Here is a 16,682-nt window from a genome sequence, read left to right as displayed (position 1 = left end):
GTCGAAAGAGGGACCAGCGCATCTGCGCAAGCTGCTATACATGCCAGCCCTGGTCGCCCGCCAATGGAACCCACACATCAAGGCCTTCAGTGAACGCCTGCTCGCCAAAGGCAAAACCAAAATGGCCGTCATCGGCGCCTGCATGCGCAAGCTGGCCCACCTGTGCTTTGGTGTTGTGCACACAGGCAGGCCATATGACCCAAATTACGCCATGTGAGGCTTGACGGGCGAGACGGTATCTACGGCAGTGACTATGCGGTCCGTTGGCGTTAGGGCAGGACGATCTTCACGACGGCATTGCCGGACGTCGCGTACAGCGTGCCGTTGCCGTCCGTCGTGATGCCGTGCAGGACGGCGAAGCTGCCCGGCAGCTTGCCCGTCCTCAGCGCCGTCGCTCCGGCCGTACCGGCGGGTGTCGTCACGACACCGTCTTGCGTGATCTTGCGTACCGTATTGTTGATGGCATCGGCCGCATACAGGTCGCCATTGTTGTCCACGGTGAGCGCCACCACCTGCTGGAAACTGGGCACGGCGCCGCTGCCGTCGGCCTTGCCGGTCCGGCCCGCCGTGCCGACGAAGCGCGTGAGGCGGTTGGCGCCGGAGTCGGCGCGGCTGATCGTCTTGTTCAGGTCGGCGACATAAGCCGTTCCCCCGGCATTCACGGCGACGCCGCGCGGCACCACGTCGTTCGCGCCGGAGACATTCTCGACGGTCCCCGATTCCAGCTGCGCCGAGCGGCCCGGATTATCGATCGGGAAGCGCCGCGTATCGAAGCCCGTCGTGACGAACAAATTGCCCGACGTGTCGACGGCGATCCCGGCGGGGAGTTGCGTATTGTCGGTGCCAGAGACGCCGGACGGGAACGTCGTGACCGTCGTGACGTTGCCGTCCGGCGTGATCTTGCGGATTGCCAGGGCATCCGTGACGAACAGGTTGCCGCCGCCGTCGATCGCGAGCGCGGTGGGCAGGCTGAAGCGGGCGTTATTGCCCTTGCCATTCGCCGTGCCACTGGCGCCGAGCCGGCCGGCGAAGGTCGATACCGTGCCGTCCGGCGCGATCTTGCGGATGGCGAAGTTGTCCTGGTCCGCCACGTACAGGTTCCCGTTCGCGTCGATGGCGATGCCGCGCGGCGTCGAGAAGCGCGCGGTGCCGCCTTTGGCGTCGAATCTGCCGGCAACGTCCGCATTGCCGGCCACCAGGGTGATGCCCGGGCTGGGCCCGGTGTTGCCGCCGTTATCGCCGTCGTCCGTGTGGCGCTTGGGGCCGCCGGGGCCGCACGCGCACAGCAGCGCCGCGACCGCGCACAGGAGATGCACGCGGACGCGGGCAGGGACGGCGGATTCGATCTTCATGGGGTTCCTTCAGGTCAACAACGAGCCGGCATGCTAGCACGCGCGCACCGTGCGTAATCTCAGCAATTATCACGGTACGACAGCGGGACGAGAGAATGGTTCAGGCGCCGATCCAGGGCAGGCCGGCCTTGCACCAGCCGCCCACGGTCTTGCGATGGCCCTCGGGGTCGCGATCGCCTTCGAAGCCTTCCAGGATGTCGAAGGCGTTCCTGTAGCCCAGTTCGGTGGCGGTGCGCGCCGCGTGACGCGAGCGCACGCCGGAGCGGCACAGGAACAGCACGACGTCGTCGGGGGCGGCCGCATTCTGCAGCTGTGCGGCGAAATCGGGATTCGGCGCACCACCGGGGTACAGCGACCATTGCACGGCGCCGTGCTGGGTGTCCGGAATGGCCGGGCGGCCGACCCAGTCGCGCTCCGCATTCGTGCGTACGTCGACCAGCTTGACCCTGGGGTCGGATTGCAGCAGCGCATACGCTTCCTGGGGCGTGACGGCGCCCGCGTACGGCTGGCCGGGCGTACGGGCCCGGGCGTTGGCGAGGATCTCGTCGGTCTTGCTCATGTCATTACTCCTATCCTGGGTGGGTCCGGCTCGCACTTTTGGTGCGTTGCGCATCAAGTTGGTGCATACTCGAAAAATTGCACTTGTTTGGTGCGAACGCCTGAGGGTGCATCAAATTTGTGCACCTATGCGGGTGTCATTGATTTTAAAGGGCAGATTAAATGACATCAAAATATTCATTATTTGTTTGCTCATGGCAAAATGCTGGCATAATTTCTGCTTTGAAGAAATCGCGCCTGTCGCACGCCCCGTTTGGCGTCGACACCCCTTTTTGACTTAGGAGATATGAATGGCAAGGACCGCCGCAGATGTAATGCAGATGCTGAAGGACAACGAAGTCAAGTTCGTTGATTTGCGTTTCGCCGATACCCGCGGCAAGGAACAGCACGTGACCGTTCCCATCTCGCATTTTGACGAAGACAAGTTCGAATCCGGCCACGCATTCGACGGCTCGTCGATCGCCGGCTGGAAAGGCATCGAAGCATCGGACATGCTGCTGATCCCTGACCCGAATACCGCGAACCTCGACCCGTTCATGGAAGAGACGACCGTGTTCATGCAGTGCGACGTGATCGAACCGTCGGACGGCAAGGGCTACGACCGTGACCCGCGCTCGATCGCCAAGCGCGCCGAAGCGTACCTGAAATCGTCGGGCATCGGCGACACCGCCTACTTCGGCCCGGAACCGGAATTCTTCATTTTCGACTCCGTCCGCTGGAAACTGGACATGTCCGGCTGCTTCGTCAAGATCGATTCGGAAGAAGCTTCCTGGTCGACCGAGAAAGAATTTGAAGGCGGCAACAGCGGCCACCGTCCGACCGTCAAGGGCGGCTACTTCCCGGTCCCGCCGGTCGACAGCTTCCAGGACATGCGTTCGGAAATGTCGCTGATCCTCGAATCGATGGGCATCCCGGTCGAAGTGCACCACCACGAAGTGGCCGGCGCCGGCCAGAACGAACTGGGCACCAAGTTCTCGACGCTGGTCGAGCGCGCCGACTGGACCCAGAACCTGAAGTACGTGATCTGGAACGTGGCCCACAGCTACGGCAAGACCGCGACCTTCATGCCGAAGCCGATGAACGGCGACAACGGCTCGGGCATGCACGTGCACCAGTCGATCTGGAAAGACGGCAAGAACCTGTTCGCAGGCGACGGCTACGCCGGCCTGTCGGAAACGGCACTGTTCTACATCGGCGGCATCATCAAGCACGCCCGCGCCCTGAACGCCATCACCAACCCGGGCACGAACTCGTACAAGCGCCTGGTGCCGGGCTACGAAGCGCCGGTCAAGCTGGCTTACTCGGCACGTAACCGTTCGGCATCGATCCGTATCCCGCACGTGGCGAACCCGAAAGGCCGTCGCATCGAGACCCGCTTCCCGGACCCGCTGGCCAACGTCTACCTGTGCTTCGCAGCCCTGCTGATGGCCGGTCTGGACGGTATCCAGAACAAGATCCACCCGGGCGAAGCCGCAACGAAGGACCTGTACCACCTGCCGCCGGAAGAAGACAAGCTGATCCCGACGGTCTGCGCCTCGCTGGAAGAAGCGCTGGAAGCCCTGGACAAGGACCGCGAGTTCCTGACCCGTGGCGGCGTGTTCAGCGACAACATGATCGACGCGTACATCGACCTGAAGATGAACGAAGTCCAGCGTCTGCGCATGACCCCGCACCCGGCCGAATTCGACATGTACTACTCGTCGTAATTCGTTGGCATCATCCAGTGCCGGATTGGAAACGAACGGCACTGGAGTGTATCCACACGGTAACGAAAACGCGGGGAAAGCCAGCCGGCTGCCTCGCGTTTTTTATTGGATGGGGTATAGTCGGAAGCTTCCCAACCATGCATTCAGAATGACCTGATGCGAATGACAAGCAGCTTCCTCCTGCGCCTGGCGTTGGTCGCGGGGCTCGCCGCGCATGGCGGCGCGCGGGCCGATTCCGTCGTCTACAAATGCCTCGACAAGAGCGGCAGGGTGGAATTTACCGACATCAATAAACCCGGCTGCAAGGTGCTCGACCTGCCCGGTTACATCGCCGCGCCGGCTCCGGCCCCACGTCCCGCCCCGGCGGTGACGATGCGGCAGGGCGCCGGACGTCCGGCGCCAGCAAGCGCGAATCCCGGAGGGTTTCCCCGCGTGGACAGCGCCACCCAGCGCGCGCGCGACGACGACCGGCGCACGATCCTCGAGGACGAACTGCGCGCCGAGGAACGGAAACTGGCGGACCTGAAGCGCGACTTCAACAACGGCGAACCCGAGCGCCAGGGCAACGAAAAGAACTACGCCAAGTACCAGGAGCGGGTGGCCCAGATGCGCGACGACATCGGCCGCAGCGAAAAGAACGTCGAAGCGCTCAAGCGCGAACTCGCCAACATACGATAAGGACATGCTTTGCCGATGAACGGGACCCCGGACCATCCTTCCCAGAACGACCGTTTCACCGGCCTCGACATGCTCGCCTCCGCCGTGCTGGTGGCGGATGCCGATGGGCTCGTGCGCTATGGCAACCCGGCCGCCGAACAGCTGCTCGACATCTCGGCCAAGGCGATGTCGCGCCAGAAGCTGGTTGGCCTGTTCACCAATGGCGACGAACTGGGTGCGCTGTGCGAACAGGCGATCGCCCATAAATATGCCGACCTGCGCCAGGATCTCACGCTGTTCCGTCCGGGGCGCGACCCGCTGCACGTGCACATCATCGTCAGCGCGGCCGGCGAGGCCGAGGTCGTCGTCGAGCTGCGCGAGAACGTCCAGCAGCTCAAGCTCGACCGCGAGGAACGCATCCTCGACCAGAGCCAGGCCAACAAGGAACTGATCCGCAACCTGGCCCATGAGATCAAGAACCCGCTGGGCGGCATCCGCGGCGCGGCCCAGCTGCTGGAGCTGGAGCTGCCGGATGTGCATCTGAGTTCGCTGCGCGAATACACGCAGGTGATCATCAAGGAAGCAGACCGGTTGCAGACCCTGGTCGACCGCCTGCTGGCGCCGCATCGCCGGCCGCACATCGTGGGCGACGTCAACATCCACGAGGTGTGCGAACGCGTGCGCAGTCTCGTGCTGGCCGAGTTCCCGGTGGGGCTGGCCATCCGGCGCGACTACGACGCGTCGATTCCCGAGTTCCGCGGCGACAAGGAACAACTGATCCAGACCGTCCTGAACATCGTCCATAACGCGGCCCAGGCACTGCGCCAGCAGATCGCGGCGGGCGACGCGGAGATCGTCCTGCGGACCCGCGTGGCGCGCCAGGTCACTCTGGCGAAGGTACGTTACGGGCTGGCATTAGACTTGCATATCATCGATAACGGACCGGGCATCGCCCCCGATATCCGCGACCGCATCTTCTATCCGCTCGTCTCCGGGCGCGAAGGCGGCAGCGGTCTCGGGCTGACGCTGGCGCAGACCTTCGTGCAACAGCACCTGGGAATGATCGAGTGCGAGAGCCGGCCTGGATTGACGGATTTCCGCATCATGATCCCGCTGCCATAAGCAGCCGGTCGAACGGTGCGCCGACAATCCCCCTTGAACCATCGCGGGAAGCACGAACTACATGAAACCAATCTGGATTGTCGACGACGATGCATCGATCCGCTGGGTGCTGGAAAAAGCCCTGGCGCGCGAGAACCTCGCCACCCGGAGTTTCGCCAGCGGGCGCGAAGCGCTTGCCGCGTTCGAGACGGACACGCCGCAGGTGCTGGTGTCGGACATCCGCATGCCCGGAGAATCGGGCCTGGACCTGCTGGCGGCCGTCAAGGAACGCCATCCTGGACTCCCGGTCATCGTCATCACCGCCTTTTCCGACCTCGACTCCGCCGTCGCCTCGTTCCAGGGCGGCGCCTTTGAATACCTGGCCAAGCCATTCGACATCGACAAGGCCGTCGCCCTGATCCGCCGCGCGCTCGAAGAGAGCCTGCGCGAGGCCAGCGTCGACATCACGCCGTCCGAAACCCCGRAAATCCTGGGCCAGGCGCCGGCGATGCAGGAAGTCTTCCGCGCCATCGGGCGCCTGTCGCAATCGAACGTGACGGTGCTGATCACGGGCGAATCGGGTTCCRGCAAGGAACTCGTGGCGCGCGCCCTGCACAAGCACAGCCCGCGCGCGCAACAGCCGTTCATCGCGCTGAATACGGCGGCGATCCCGAAGGACCTGCTGGAATCCGAACTGTTCGGCCATGAGCGCGGCGCATTCACGGGAGCGCAGGCCATGCGGCGCGGCCGTTTCGAGCAGGCGGAAAATGGCACGCTGTTCCTGGACGAGATCGGCGACATGCCGTTCGACCTGCAGACGCGCCTGCTGCGCGTGTTGTCCGACGGCCATTTCTATCGCGTGGGCGGGCACCAGCCCGTGAAGGCCAACGTGCGCGTCATCGCGGCCACGCACCAGAACCTGGAACAGCGCGTGCGCGACGGCCTGTTCCGCGAAGACTTGTACCACCGCCTGAACGTGATCCGCCTGCGCCTGCCCTCGCTGCGCGAGCGGCGCGAGGACATCCCCATTCTGGTGCGCCACTTCCTGGTGCAGAGTGCACGACAATTGGGCGTCGAGACCAAGCGCATGAGCGACGACGCGCTGCGCTTCCTCACCGGCCTGGAACTCCCCGGTAACGTGCGCCAGCTGGAAAACCTGTGCAACTGGATCACGGTGATGGCGCCGGGCCAGACGGTGGAAGTGAAGGACCTGCCGCGCGACCTGACCCAAGCACAGCCCATGCCGGCGGGCGGCAACGGGATCGCCGTCGGCCTCAGCTCGGGCGTGGGCGGGGCGGGGACGGTCACGCTGGCGTCGCCGTCGTCAAGCCTGATGCACGGCGCGGAGCCGGGCGCGCTGYCGAACGGCGCCGAGGGCTGGATCGGTCTGCTGGAACTCCAGGCCGCGCGCATGCTGTCGGAAGGGAAGGTCGAGGTGATGGACGTGCTGGGCCGCCAGTTCGAATCCGCGCTGATCCGCACCGCGCTGAAGCACACGCACGGGCGCAAGAACGATGCGGCGATCCGGCTCGGTATCGGGCGCAATACGATCACGCGCAAGATCGCGGAGTTGGGCATCGACGGCGCCAAAGACGAGTAAGCGCGTATGCTTGCACGCGTGGGCTCGGGGAGCCCACCCTACCGTTTCGCGGAAAGACGTAGGGTGGGCACCCCGTGCCCACGCGGACGTTCGTAGATCGCCGGCGCCGCGCTGATGGTGTAAGCTCTGCCATCTTTGCAACAACCACCCGATGACATGCTGATCAACTGTGTCGCCTACCAGGAAGGCCGGAAGCTGTGCGACATCCCCGTCGAGGACAYCAGCGACTACCTGGACAAACCCGGCTGCTTTGTCTGGGTTGCGCTGCGCGACGCTTCCGAGGCCGAGATGGCGCAGATGAAGGAAGAGTTCAATCTGCACGAGCTGGCCGTCGAGGACGCCTCGCGCGGCCACCAGCGTCCCAAGATCGAGGAATACGGCGACTGCCTGTTCACCGTCGTGCACACGGTCGACCTCGTCGAGGGCGACCACCTGACCACCGGCGAGCTGGCGATCTTCGCCGGCAAGAACTACGTGCTGTCCGTGCGGCGCGATACCATCAAGGGCTTCCTGGGCGTGCGCGCGCGGGCCGAGCGCGAGCCGCATCTGCTGAAGATGGGCTCCGCCTTCGTCATGTATGCGCTGATGGACGCCGTCGTCGACCGTTATTTCCCCGTCGTCGACATGCTCGAATCCGAACTCGAGACCGTCGAAGACCGCATCTTCACGCACGGCGCCCAGCGCGAGAACGTCGAGCGGCTGTATCAGTTGAAGCGCAAGGGCCTCGTGCTGCGCCATGCCGTGTTCCCGCTGCTGGAAGAGATCAGCCGGCTGCACGGCGGCCGCGTGCCGCCGCTCGTGCTCGGCACCCAGGATTACTTCCGCGACGTGCACGACCACCTGATCCGCATCGCCGGCCGCATGGATACCATCCGCGACACGATCAGCACCGCGATCCAGGTGAACCTGTCGATGGTCTCGATCGATGAGAGCGAGGTGAACAAGCGCCTGGCGGCCTGGGCCGCTATTTTCGCCGTGTTCACGGCGTTCGCCGGCGTGTGGGGCATGAATTTCAAGTACATGCCCGAGCTGGAGTGGAAGTGGAGTTATCCGACGGCGCTCGCCATCATGGTAGCCGTCGGTGTCTACCTGTACCGCAAATTCAGGAAGGCGGGCTGGTTGTGATGTCAGGTGGGCTCGGGGAGCCCACCCTACGGCAAATCGCACCGTAGGGTTGGCTCCCCGTGCCCACCAAACGCCAAATTCGACGCACAATATAAAAACGCCCGATGCGCGAGCACCGGGCGTTTTGTTTTCTCGTGCGTATCAGCTTAGAACGTGTAGTTCACGCGCGCATAGAAGGTACGGCCCAGCGGATCCGTGTAGCGCGGATCGTAGCCGGCCTGGAACGTGTAATCCTGGTACGACAGCGGCGGATTGCGGTCGAGCAGGTTACGCACGCCGAGGGTCAGGCCCAGGCCCTTTGCCTGCTGCCAGGCGACAAAGGTGTCGAACGTGGTGTAGGACGCGACGTGGTTGGTCGGATCCTGGTCCACGTAGCCGCTCTTGTAGTGCGCGGTCAGGCCGGCCGACAGGGCGTCGCGGTTCCATAACAGGTTGTTGGTCGACTGCCAGCGGAACACCGGTTTGTCGCCGGAATATACGCCCACGTTCTGGTGCCATTCGCCACCTTCCGTGTTCTGGTACTCGTACTTGTGGATCCATGTGCTGTTCGACGCGAACGTGAACGTGCCCCAGCCGGAGGTGCGCAGGCGGTAGTTGGCCGACAGGTCGACGCCGTTGGTGATGATGCCGCCCAGGTTCTGGTTAAGCCGCTCGATGTAGCCGCAGGTCGCCGGGTTCGGGCACTGCGAACCGTCCACCGACAGTTCGCCGGCCGGGTTGCGGTGGTACCGGGAGGCGTACGTGACGTTGTCGGCGAAGATGTCGTCCAGGCTCAGCACGTCGATYTGGTGGTCCAGCTTCAGGGCCCAGATGTCGACGCCGACGCTCAGGCCTTTCAGCGGCTCGAGCATGATGCCGAGCGTGGCGTTCTTCGACTTCTCAGGCTGCAGCGCGGGGTTGCCGCCACCCAGCACCTGGAACTGCTGGCTGCAGTTCGCTGCGGCAGCGTGGCCCGGCAGCGGGGTGCCGCCCGGGCAGGTGACCGGGTCGTCATAGGTGCCTGGGGTGTTGGTGTAGGTCTGGGCCGAGTGGATGTCGTACAGCGACGGGGCGCGGAAGCCGGTCGAGTACGAGCCGCGCACCAGCACGGACTGCGTCGGCTGCCAGCGGAACGACACTTTCGGGTTCGTCGTGTTGCCGAAGTCGCTGTATTTGTCGTAGCGGACCGAGCCCGTTATGTCCAGGGTCTTGTTGATCGGCACGTTCAGTTCGGCGTACGCGGCGTACACGTGGCGCGAGCCCGAGTTCAAGGTGTTCGGGTCGATACCGGTCGAGGCGATGACCTTCTCGGCGAACTCGGTGTTGGCGGCGCTCGTGAACTTGTCGTACGACGCCTGGCCGCCGATCGCCACGGCGGCGCTGCGGCCGGCGTTCAGCCAGTCGCCCAGTTCGCGGCTGGCGTGCAGGTCGAGGCCGGTGCTCTGGCCGCGCGCGGTCTGGATGACGCCCGACAGGGAGGCCGAGTTCAGCAGCGCGGTGCCGGCGGCCGTCTGGTCGCCGAACGGGTTGATGACGCCGTTCAGGACGCCCTGGGTGATGATGTCGCCGTTGCTGTAGCCGAACAATTGCTCCTGCACGCGGTTCTCGTTCCAGGTGGCGGCGCCGTCGTAATCCCAGCCGGCGACATTGCCGGCCAGCGAGACGACCAGGCGCTGCTGGCGGTTCGTGTTCTTGTCCTGGCGCACGCCGTTCGGCATGTCGCGCCATTTGACGTGCGTGAAGCCCGGCTGCACGCCGGCCGGCATGAACGTTTCCGTGTAGGTCGGATCGAGGCCGGCCGGATAGTACGGGTTGGCCGTGCCGTCCGGACGCAGGCGGTTCATGTACAGGCCGCCGTAYGGAACGGGGGCGATGGTGGTGGCCACGATGCTCTGGCTCGTCAGGTATTCGACGCCGAGTTCATGCTGGCCCAGCTTCAGGGTGCCGCGGAACAGGCCGGAGTCACGGACGTTGCGCGGGATATAGTCGACGAACGACGAGGTCGTCATCAGGCAGCCGGTGCTGCCGTCCGGGATCAGGTGCACGCCGGTCGTGCAGCCCGGGCCGGCCGGGTTGACGCTGTCGCCGCCCTGATAGTAGTTGGCCGGGAAGGTCGAGGACGACAGGCCGCCGGCGTAGCGTGTGTTGTACGGGCGGTCGGTACCGGTCAGCGGATACTGTTCCTGATGGTCGAGTACGGCCGAGAAGTTCCAGCCCTGGCTGTCCAGGTCGCCCCAGCCGAGCGCCAGGTTGCCGTTGTACGACTTGCCGCCGCCGTGCGCCGGGGTGTCGATGCCGGCGGTGACGACGCCGCCCTGGTAATTCTTCTTGGTGATGAAGTTGATCACGCCGCCGACGGCGTCCGAGCCGTACAGCGACGATGCGCCGTCGCGCAGGACTTCGACGCGCTCGAGCGCGGCGAACGGGATCATGTTCAGGTCGGGTGCCGAGCTGTCATAGGCGTTGTTCGCCAGGCGGCGGCCGTTCAGCAGCACGAGGGTCTTGTTCTGGCCGATGCCGCGCAGGTCGGCGAACGACGCGCCGCCCGTGCTGTTACCGACGGACTGGCTGGTGCCTTGCTGGGCCTGGGAAACGCTCAGGTTGGCCATCACCTGTTCGATGGTGGTGATGCCTTCCTTCTTCAGGTCGTCAACCTTGAGCACGGTAACGGGCACGGCAGTCTCTGCGTCGATGCGCTTGATCGCCGAGCCGGTGATTTCCACGCGGGCGATCGGCGCATGCTGGACTTCCTGGGTTTGCGCCAGGGCGGTGCCGGAGAGTCCGAAGCCGGCCGCGAGAGTGGTGCCGGAGAATATGAGGCGCAGGGTACGCGCCATGGTTTTTTCTGCAATCATCTTGGTCCTGTTGTTGTAGGTTACAAGTTATGAAATAGCGGTGTACCAATATTTCATGAATGGTAAACATACACGACAGAAACAAAAATCCACGTGATTTTGTTGCGTAATTACGTCGAAAACAGACACATTTGCATTACTACTTGTAAGAATTTAATACAAAGTTTCCGCGTGAAATCCGCAGATGCCAGACGTTCAGGCGTGCCCACGGGGCCGGCTGCACCAGACGGAGGTGACGCAGGCAGTGGGAAGCGGGGGGGGGGGGAGACGGCCGCCGGGGCGCCATCGGCCCCGGACGGTAAGTAAGAACGAGAATCAGCTAACCATCGCCAGCGCGACGGCCTCGGCGACGCGGATGCCGTCGATCGCGGCCGACATGATGCCGCCCGCGTAGCCGGCGCCTTCGCCGGCCGGGTACAGGCCGCGCGTATTCAGGCTTTGCAGGTTGTCGTCGTGGCGCTTGATGCGGATCGGCGACGAGGTCCGGGTCTCGACGCCGGTCAGCACGGCGTCTTCCTTGTAATATCCCTTGATCTGCTTGTCGAAGGCGACGAAGGCTTCGCGCAGCGCGACGATGGCATAGTCGGGCAGGGACGGGGCCAGGTCGGTCAGGTGCACGGCCGGCTTGAACGACGGCGTCACTGAACCGAATTCCTTCGACGGCACGCCGCGCACGAAGTCGCCCATCAGCTGGCCCGGCGCGTCATAGCTGCCGCCGCCCAGCACGAACGCGCGCGATTCCAGTTCGCGCTGGAACGCGATGCCCGCCAGCGGGTGGCCTGGAAAGTCGGCCGGCGTGATGCCGACGACGATCGCGCTGTTGGCGTTGCGCTCGGCGCGCGAATACTGGCTCATGCCGTTCGTGACGACGCGCCCTTCCTCGGACGAAGCGGCGACGACGGTGCCACCCGGGCACATGCAGAAGCTGTAGACGCTGCGGCCGTTCGAGGCGTGGTGCACGATCTTGTAGTCGGCCGCGCCCAAGATCTTGTTGCCGGCGTTCGGGCCGAAGCGGCACACGTCGATCAGCGATTGCGGGTGTTCCACGCGGAAGCCGATCGAGAACGGCTTCGCCTCGACGTAGACGCCGCGGTCGTACAGCATCTGGAACGTGTCGCGCGCGCTGTGGCCGACGGCCATCACCAGGTGGCGGGTCGGAATGACTTCACCCGTGTGCAGCTTCACGCCGACGACCTGGCGCCCCGACAGTCCGCCTTCGTCCTCGACCAGCACGTCCTCGACGCGGGTCTGGAACCGGATCTCGCCGCCCAGCGCCAGGATTTCATTGCGCATCTGCTCGACCATCTTGACGAGGCGGAAGGTGCCGATGTGCGGCTTGCTGACRTACAGGATTTCTTCCGGCGCGCCCGACTTGACGAACTCGTTCAGCACCTTGCGGCCATAGTGCTTCGGATCCTTGACCTGGCTGTACAGCTTGCCGTCCGAGAAGGTGCCGGCGCCGCCTTCGCCGAACTGTACGTTCGATTCCGTGTTCAGCTTGCGCTTGCGCCAGAAGCCGAACGTGTCGACCGTCCGCTCGCGCACGATCTTGCCGCGCTCCAGCACGAGGGGCTTGAAGCCCATCTGGGCCAGGATCAGCGCGACGAACAGCCCGCACGGCCCCATGCCCACGACGACCGGACGCGGCGTACCGGCCGGCGGCAAGGCCTGCGTCACGAACTTGTAGCCGGTGTCCGGCGCCGGGACGATGTGCGGGTCGCGCGCCAGCCGGGCCAGCACGGCCGCTTCGTTGCGCACGTCGACGTCGAGCGCGTAGATCAGGACGATCGCGCTTTTCTTGCGGGCGTCGTAGCTGCGCTTGTAGACCGTGAAATCGATCAGGTCGTCACTGGCAATGCCAAGCCGGCCGACGATGGCGTCGCGCAGGGCGTGGTCGGGATGATTCAGGGGGAGTTTGAGTTCGTTAATTCGCAGCATGATGAATGGTAGGCCGGCACACGGCGACGCCGGACGGGCGCCGAGCCGGCGGCGGCAGATCGGTACAGGCGCCAGTATAAGCCATCAGCTTCCCGGGCCGGCAGCAAAGGACCGGCATCCCATGCATGACGGATTCTCCCTTTCCCCCGTTTTGTGTTGTAGACAAGCAACCGACCTTGGCTTCCCCCATGCATGGTGGCAACTCGGGCATTGTGCGCCCTGGCACGATTTTTATCGTATATGCATGAGTTCGGTCACAMGTTTGCTGCAGCGCGTCGCAAGCGACTCTTTTCAGGGTTACCTTTGATATTCAAGAAGCTGCGCAGGAAATGCCCCGCGATAGGGCGTTATTAATTATAAGAAAACCCTTTTTGGCGCTGCGCTGCACCAGGAAAAAGCGTTAAGTCCGCGGCATTTTAAATGTGTTGTTTCTATACATTTCATTGATTATGCATTATTGACACTTTTGCTTTTGCTGTGGTTTTATCGACACGTCAGTAACGTTTGATATCGATGAAACGTTAATTGAGAGGGTTCGTCCTACAGGGCGAAGGATGAAAAAACACAGTAATTCCGTGTGGTAGTTAGCAGTAGTTTAAACGCACCAGGCCACAAGCCTATGCGGACAGAGCTACATTGCAATCGGGGGCGGCGCGGTATCGGCCGCCCCCGCGCATAACGTCATGTCCGCATTTGGTGTTTGTAAAGACCACTTGAGAGACCCAAGAAGGAGTATTCATGACGTTAAAAATGAAGTCGATGCCATTTGCTATTTCGTGTGCAATTGCCGGCGGAGCGATCCTCGCCGTGCCTGCATTGGCTCAGACGCAAGAAGGTGCAAGTCCCCAGCAGCTCCAGCGCGTCGTCGTGACCGGTTCGCTGATCAGCCGGACCGACACCGAGACCCCGACCCCGGTGCAAGTGTTGACGGCACAGGACATCCAGAGAAGCGGCAAGAGTTCGGTCGCCGAACTGCTGAACGACCTCGCCGCCAATGGCCAGGGTACCCTCGGTAGCGGCTTCTCGGGCGCATTCGCGAACGGCGCCTCGGGCGTGTCGCTGCGCGGCCTGACGGTCGGCGCCACGCTCGTCCTCGTCGACGGCCACCGCCTCGCTCCATACCCGCTGTCGGACGACTCGCAACGCTCCTTCGTCGACGTCTCGTCGATCCCGTTCGACGCCATCGACTCCATCGAGGTCCTGAAGAGCGGCGCGTCGTCGCTGTACGGCTCGGACGCGATCGCGGGCGTCGTCAACATCAAGCTCAAGAAAAATCTCACCGGCACCCGTCTGGCCGCCGAAACCGGCAATACCCAGCACGGCGGCGGCAAGACGAACCGCGCCTCGATCAGCACGGGCTTTGGCGACCTGGACAACGATGGCTACAACGGCTTCGTCACGGCCGAATGGCGCCGCCAGGGCTACATCAAGGTCAACCAGCGTTCGCAATTCGATTGGGACAACGCCGACTGGACTTCGCGCGGCGGCAACAACCTGAACCTGGGCGTGCCGACGGCCGTCAACAGCTTCCTGACGCCGACCAACACCCCGTTCCTGTATAACCCGACCGGCCCGATCCTGCCCGGCATCAATCCTGCCACCGGGAAGGCGTACACGAGGGTCGAGAATCCGGCCAACTTCGTGTTCCTGGATCCAAGCAAGTGCGATTACCAGAAGTATATGTCGGGCGCCTGTGCCGTCACCAACAACGCCGGCTACATCCAGCCGGAGACCGAGAACTTCAACCTGCTGGTCGGCTTCACCAAGAAGTTGAACCAGGACTGGGAACTGGGATTGAAGGGCTCGATGTTCCAGCGCAAGAGCCTGAACAACCGCGGTACTCCCTACCTGGCCTACAGCCCGAGCGCGTTCAACGGCAACACCGTTGTCGCGCAGGGTTCGGCCACACCGGGCGTCAATGCGTTCGGCTCGACCCTGTTCGCACCGGGCACGCCTGTCGGCAAGGGCTACACGAATCCGTTCCCGACGGCGGCCCGCCTGTACGGCTTCATCCCCGACGTGGACCCTGACCGCACGCTGGACAACACCGCGCTGACGACCCGCTTCGCGGCCGACCTGCACGGCAGCGCCTACGGCTGGGACGTAAACGCCGCCGGCGGCATCACGAAGGTCAAGACGGACATCAACTACAGCGGCTACGTCAACCGCTACGCCCTCTATACCGCGCTGAACAACGGCACGTGGAACCCGGTGGGCGGCAACGATCCGAGCCTGGTTGCCCAGATCTCGCCGCGCTTTTCCAACTCGCTGGTGTCGAAGCTGAACTACTTCGACCTGGTGGGTTCGCGCGAACTGATGCAGCTGGGGGCCGGTCCGCTGGCCCTGGCGGCAGGCGTGCACTGGCACAAGCGTGAGCAGAATGCCCCGCCGGCTGCGCTGACGGCGAGCGGCACCGTCGCCAGCACGACGGCGTTCGTCATCGGCGACGAGACCAACACGGCGGCCTTCGGCGAACTGCAGGCGACCCCGGTCAAGAGCCTCGAATTGCACGTCTCGGGCCGTTACGACCATTACGACACGTATGGCAACTCGTTTACGCCGGCCGCCAGCTTCAAGTGGGCTCCGGTCAGTTCGTTCGGTGTGCGCGGTACGTTCGCCCGCGGCTTCCGCGCGCCGAACCCGGCCGAGGTGGGCAATGCCGGCTCGATCTTCACGTTCAACGCGATCAATGACCCGATCCTGTGCGCCAACGGCAGCAAGACCACGGCCGGCAACGTGCCGACCGCGTGCGGCATCTCGCCGATCTACGTGCAGTCGACCACGAAGGACCTGTCGCCCGAGAAGTCGAAGTCGTTCACGCTGGGTATCATCGCCGAGCCGATGCGCGGCCTGAACATGACCCTGGATTACTACAACATCAAGGTCAACAACCAGATCGTGACCTCGGCCGGTAACGACCCGTCGTTCGTGCCGGTGTGGGTGCGTGCTCCGGCCCTCCCGGTCGACATCGCGACCGGCGTCGGCTCCGGCACCGTCCAGGGCATTCCGCCCGTCGGCCCGATCCAGTACGCGCTGTCGCCGTACATCAACGCGGGCAGCACCAAGACGAGCGGTATCGAGGCCGACGTCGGCTACCGCTGGAAACTGCCGAGCGACATGGGCGTCGTGCGTGCGAACCTGAGCGCAGCCCATACCTTCAGCTACATTTCCGAGGTGGCGGGCGCGTCGTTCCAGCTGGCCGGCACGCAGGGACCGTCGGTCGTGTCCGGTGCAACGGGCAGCCCGAAAGACCGCGCGCAGTTCACGCTGGGTTACGCACGCGGCCCGCTCGACATCACGGCGACGATGAACTACACGAGCGACTTCTCGACCAAGGACCCGTCGATCCCTGCGAACGACTGCGCCACGACCGCGTCCGACGTCGGTGGCCGCCTGTACTTCGACGGCCTGACCCAGCCTGACTACTACTGCCACGTGGCGTCGTTCACGACGACCAACCTGAACGTGCAGTACAAGCTGAGCCAGAACCTGACGCTGAAGGGTTCGGTCCTGAACCTGTTCGACCGCCAGCCGCCGATCGACGTGGCCACCTACGGCAACTCCGGTACGCAGACCGCCTACAACGCGTCGCTGCACCAGGCCGGCGCCGTGGGTCGCTTCTACAGCCTCGGCCTGACCTACACGTTCTAATCAAGCATGTGAATGCGGCGGCAGCGATGCCGCCGTTTGCCAACCCCGCCGCGCGTCGCTGCCGGCGGGTTTTTTTATTTGTAGGGTGGGCACCCCGTGCCCACGCGGACGCCAACACATGGCAAACGTCCGCGTGGGCGGGGGCCGCCCACCCTACGGC

11 protein-coding genes are annotated in these 16,682 nt (G+C 64.1%); 7 read left to right on the top strand and 4 right to left on the bottom strand.

What is annotated here, in order from left to right; all coding sequences use genetic code 11:
* Window positions 1-217: transposase (locus AC1DYX_RS16295; protein ID WP_477260595.1), on the top strand; the 217-nt coding region annotated here is incomplete at its 5' end.
* A gap of 52 nt (window positions 218-269) precedes the next feature.
* Here the strand turns inward: AC1DYX_RS16295 and AC1DYX_RS16290 are convergent.
* Together AC1DYX_RS16290 and AC1DYX_RS16285 are read right to left on the bottom strand one after the other, a co-directional pair.
* Window positions 270-1,352, bottom strand: coding sequence for an NHL repeat-containing protein (locus AC1DYX_RS16290; RefSeq protein WP_477260593.1), 1,083 nt, complete (start codon window positions 1,350-1,352; stop codon window positions 270-272).
* 100 nt (window positions 1,353-1,452) lie between these two features.
* Window positions 1,453-1,911, bottom strand: coding sequence for a rhodanese-like domain-containing protein (locus AC1DYX_RS16285; protein WP_477260591.1), 459 nt, complete (start codon window positions 1,909-1,911; stop codon window positions 1,453-1,455).
* A gap of 289 nt (window positions 1,912-2,200) precedes the next feature.
* Here AC1DYX_RS16285 and glnA point away from each other — a divergent pair, with 289 nt between their 5' ends.
* The 5 genes from glnA to corA all read left to right on the top strand — a co-directional run bounded on the left by glnA (window position 2,201) and on the right by corA (window position 8,099).
* Window positions 2,201-3,616, top strand: coding sequence for a type I glutamate--ammonia ligase (glnA, locus tag AC1DYX_RS16280; RefSeq protein WP_477260589.1), 1,416 nt, complete (start codon window positions 2,201-2,203; stop codon window positions 3,614-3,616).
* A 162-nt stretch (window positions 3,617-3,778) separates the two neighbouring features.
* Complete coding sequence (locus AC1DYX_RS16275; protein WP_477260597.1) at window positions 3,779-4,294, top strand: DUF4124 domain-containing protein; 516 nt, start codon at window positions 3,779-3,781, stop codon at window positions 4,292-4,294.
* A 15-nt stretch (window positions 4,295-4,309) separates the two neighbouring features.
* Complete coding sequence (gene glnL / locus AC1DYX_RS16270) at window positions 4,310-5,395, top strand: nitrogen regulation protein NR(II) (RefSeq protein WP_477260587.1); 1,086 nt, start codon at window positions 4,310-4,312, stop codon at window positions 5,393-5,395.
* 61 nt (window positions 5,396-5,456) lie between these two features.
* The gene (ntrC, locus tag AC1DYX_RS16265; protein ID WP_477260585.1) at window positions 5,457-6,974 is read left to right on the top strand and encodes a nitrogen regulation protein NR(I); all 1,518 of its coding nucleotides are present in this window, start codon (window positions 5,457-5,459) and stop codon (window positions 6,972-6,974) included.
* 156 nt (window positions 6,975-7,130) lie between these two features.
* Window positions 7,131-8,099, top strand: a complete 969-nt coding sequence (gene corA / locus AC1DYX_RS16260; protein ID WP_477260583.1) for a magnesium/cobalt transporter CorA — start codon at window positions 7,131-7,133, stop codon at window positions 8,097-8,099.
* 146 nt (window positions 8,100-8,245) lie between these two features.
* On the opposite strand, the gene AC1DYX_RS16255 is transcribed toward corA, so the two are convergent.
* Window positions 8,246-10,915: a TonB-dependent receptor gene (locus AC1DYX_RS16255; RefSeq protein WP_477260581.1), complete on the bottom strand. Its 2,670-nt coding sequence runs from the start codon at window positions 10,913-10,915 to the stop codon at window positions 8,246-8,248.
* Between the two features lie 333 nt (window positions 10,916-11,248).
* Window positions 11,249-12,871 (bottom strand): NAD(P)/FAD-dependent oxidoreductase, encoded by a 1,623-nt coding sequence (locus AC1DYX_RS16250; protein ID WP_477260579.1) that lies wholly within the window; start codon window positions 12,869-12,871, stop codon window positions 11,249-11,251.
* Window positions 12,872-13,678: 807 nt separating this feature from the next.
* Between AC1DYX_RS16250 and AC1DYX_RS16245 the strand changes: the two genes are divergently transcribed.
* Entirely contained in the window at window positions 13,679-16,522 is a 2,844-nt protein-coding gene (locus AC1DYX_RS16245) for a TonB-dependent receptor domain-containing protein (protein ID WP_477260577.1), read from the top strand.
* Window positions 16,523-16,682 lie beyond the last annotated feature (160 nt).

The sequence above is a fragment of the Massilia sp. P2_C2 genome (assembly GCF_056404615.1).
This window is presented reverse-complemented; position numbering and strand designations above follow the sequence as displayed.

Excerpts from the sequence above, each read along its gene's own strand:
- AC1DYX_RS16290 (WP_477260593.1), bottom strand. The coding sequence starts at position 1,352 with ATGAAGATCGAATCCGCCGTCCCTGCCCGCGTCCGCGTGCATCTCCTG.
- AC1DYX_RS16285 (WP_477260591.1), bottom strand. The coding sequence starts at position 1,911 with ATGAGCAAGACCGACGAGATCCTCGCCAACGCCCGGGCCCGTACGCCC.
- glnA (WP_477260589.1), top strand. The coding sequence starts at position 2,201 with ATGGCAAGGACCGCCGCAGATGTAATGCAGATGCTGAAGGACAACGAA.
- AC1DYX_RS16275 (WP_477260597.1), top strand. The coding sequence starts at position 3,779 with ATGACAAGCAGCTTCCTCCTGCGCCTGGCGTTGGTCGCGGGGCTCGCC.
- glnL (WP_477260587.1), top strand. The coding sequence starts at position 4,310 with ATGAACGGGACCCCGGACCATCCTTCCCAGAACGACCGTTTCACCGGC.